The sequence below is a fragment of the Achromobacter semiaridum genome, from assembly GCF_053543755.1.
Genome location: NZ_JBLVOL010000018.1, coordinates 201,476 through 204,375, shown reverse-complemented (window position 1 = coordinate 204,375; position 2,900 = coordinate 201,476). Strand labels below are relative to the sequence as shown.

The window sequence follows — 2,900 nt, the reverse complement described above, 5'->3', positions numbered from 1 at the left end:
GCCAGCTCAGGCGCCCAGCAGCGCCGGTTCTCCATTGCGGCCCAACGCAGCGGCGTCCGCATCGATCACCTGCCCGCCGGCTTGCAGCTTGAACACCGCCACCGCTTCACGCAGGCGTTGCGCCTGGGCTTCCAGCGACGCGGCGGATGCCGCCGCCTGCTCGACCAGCGCCGCGTTCTGCTGCGTCACGCTGTCCATCTGCGACACCGCCTGGTTCACCTGCTGAATGCCTTGCGACTGCTCTTCCGACGCGCTGGAGATTTCGTTGATGATGTCCGTGACGCGGCGCACCGACGTCACGATCTCCTGCATGGTGGCGCCCGCGGCTTCCACCTGGTCCGAACCGATCGACACCTTCTGCACCGACTCGTCGATCAAGCCCTTGATTTCCTTGGCGGCCTGGCCGCTGCGCTGCGCCAACGCGCGCACTTCGCTGGCCACCACCGCAAAACCCTTGCCCTGTTCGCCCGCGCGCGCCGCTTCCACCGCCGCGTTCAGCGCCAGGATATTGGTCTGGAAGGCGATGCCGTCGATCACGCCCACGATGTCGGCGATACGCTTGGAGCTGTCCGCGATGCCGCGCATCGTGCCCACCACGTCGCCCACGGCCTTGCCGCCGCGCGTGGCCACTTCCGAGGCCGCCGACGCCAATTGCGATGCGCTGCGCGAGCTGTCGGCGTTGTTCTTCACCGTGGACGACAGCTCGTCCATGCTGGCGGCCGTTTCTTCCAGCGACGCGGCCTGCTGCTCGGTGCGGGACGACAGGTCGATGTTGCCCGCCGCGATCTCGCGCGAACCGGTGTGGATTTCTTCCACGCCCAGCCGCACGGCCGACACGGTGCGCGACAAGCTGTCCTGCATGCGCTTGACGGCGGCATACAGCACGCCGATTTCGTTATTGCCCCGCTGCTCGATACGGTTGCTGAGGTCACCGCCCGCAATGCGGTCGAACAAGCGGCCGGCCTCGTGCAGCGGACGGAACACCGAACGCGCAAAGATCGCGTACAAGCTGACCACCAGCACTGCCACCACCACCAGCAGACAGATCAGCACCACGATCGCGCCATTGATACGCGTGGACGCCTCGCGCGCCACACGCTGGCCCACGTCGTCGGCGTAGTCCACGTACTTCTGGATGGCCTGGGTGAACAGGATGCCCAGCGGCGTGACCTTTTCCAGGTTCAGGCGGCTGGCGTCTTGCGGCTTGCCCGCGCGAATGGCCGCCACCATCGGCGCAATCGCGTCACGCACATAGACGTCGTACGCGGCCAGCGCGCCGTCGAATAGCGGCTTACCCACTTCCGTGGTTTCTGGAAGCTTGCGAGCGGCGTCGATCAAATCAGACGCCTTCTTGGTATAGCCATCCAGGCGCTGCATGCTTGCCATGTTGTCGATGGACTTGCCTTCCAGCAGTGCGCTCTGCGCGGCCAGCAGCACCAGGCGGGCGCGCAGCAGTTCGGCGCCCGCGCCATCCACCGCGTTGGCGCGTACCAGGTTGGTGTCCAGCAGCACTTCGATAGACGTGCGGTTGGACGTCAATTGTTGATAGACGGCCACGCCGGTCAACAGGAAAAGCGCGAAAAAGACGCCCAATGCGGTCGTCAGGATTGCGCGAATACTTAGGTTCTTGAACATGAAAAGCCACTCCGGGTTGCATTACGCTCTACGGGTTTACGGCAGGTTGCAACGAAAAGTTAAATATCTCATTACGTTACAAAAGATTGTCAAAGGGGAATGCCACGCGGGCCTCGATTGCCCCGCAGGCCGCGCCCCCGTTGGATCCGCATGGGTCCCGCCCCACCCCAGACCGCGCTCTTGCTTGCTACCTTGACAGCTAATGAACTACGGTCGGTCAGCACTTTGGATGAGTAGCCGGGGACCTTTCAGCAAGCTCGACTGAGCAATAGGGGGGTATCAACATGAAGTTGCAGCAGGTATTCGATTTTCTTGCCGTCACGCAACATGGCAGCGTGCACGCGGCAGCCCGCGCCACCGGACAAACCCAACCGGCAATGACCAAGTCCCTGCGGCGTCTTGAACGCACGCTGGGCTTGTCATTATTCGACCGGCATGCCAAGGGGATGCGGCCCAATGACTACGGCAAGCGCTTCTTGCCCCACGCGCAATACCTGGTTCACGAGACCAAGCGCGCCCGCGACACCATGGCCCAGATGCGGGGCGAACGGCTGGGTACCGTTCAATACGGCATTTCGGCGGCCGCCTCGGTGCTGCTGGCGCCGTCGGCGATTCAACGCTTTCGGCAGCGCTACCCCGAGGTGGAACTGCACTGCCGCAGCGGCCTTTACCATTCCCTGATGCCGCTGCTGCGCGACGGGCAACTGGATTTCGCCATCTGCCCCGTCAATACCGACCAAGCCGATCCAAACCTGACCGCGCGCGCCTTGCTGACCTGCCCCTTGGTGGTCGCGGCGCGCCGCAACCATCCCTTGCGGCAAGCCCGGGCGATGCAGGAACTGCGCGACGTGGTGTTCGCGGTGGCGGGGCCGCCCGGCCAACCCGGCGCGTCCGTGTATGACGTTTTCTCGCGGGCGGGCCTGGGTACGCCGCGCGTGGACATGCATACGGATGGAGTGATCGACACGGCGGCGCTGGTGGCCAACAGCGACCGTATGGCGCTGCTGCCGACCACGTTGATCGCCACCGGGATGCTGCGCGAACAACTGGATATCGTGCCCATCACCGACCCGTTGCCCGACTACGTGATCGGGCTCTTGCAACGCACATCGCAGCCGTTGACGCCCGCGGCGGAAGAGCTGGCCAGCCAGTTTGAACGCGAAGCGGTCACCCTGCGGGCCGCTGCGTCCTGAGCGCCACTGCGGGCTTGGCCCAGCAAAAAGGACGGGCCATGGCCCGTCCTTGTCATCGCGTGGTGGGGGGGG

General features: G+C 64.7%; 2 protein-coding genes. One reads left to right on the top strand and one right to left on the bottom strand.

Annotated features, from left to right (window positions below):
• Nucleotides 1-6: 6 nt before the first annotated feature.
• Nucleotides 7-1,635 (bottom strand): methyl-accepting chemotaxis protein, encoded by a 1,629-nt coding sequence (locus tag ACNPP0_RS06345; RefSeq protein WP_046806942.1) that lies wholly within the window; start codon nucleotides 1,633-1,635, stop codon nucleotides 7-9.
• 284 nt (nucleotides 1,636-1,919) lie between these two features.
• On the opposite strand from ACNPP0_RS06345, the gene ACNPP0_RS06340 reads away from it, so the two are divergent.
• Nucleotides 1,920-2,828 carry a LysR substrate-binding domain-containing protein gene (locus ACNPP0_RS06340; RefSeq protein ID WP_332608523.1) on the top strand — a complete coding sequence of 303 codons (909 nt, stop codon included), beginning with the start codon at nucleotides 1,920-1,922 and terminating at the stop codon, nucleotides 2,826-2,828.
• Nucleotides 2,829-2,900 lie beyond the last annotated feature (72 nt).

Coding starts and splice junctions, on each gene's coding strand:
- ACNPP0_RS06340 (WP_332608523.1), top strand. CDS start 1,920: ATGAAGTTGCAGCAGGTATTCGATTTTCTTGCCGTCACGCAACATGGC.
- ACNPP0_RS06345 (WP_046806942.1), bottom strand. CDS start 1,635: ATGTTCAAGAACCTAAGTATTCGCGCAATCCTGACGACCGCATTGGGC.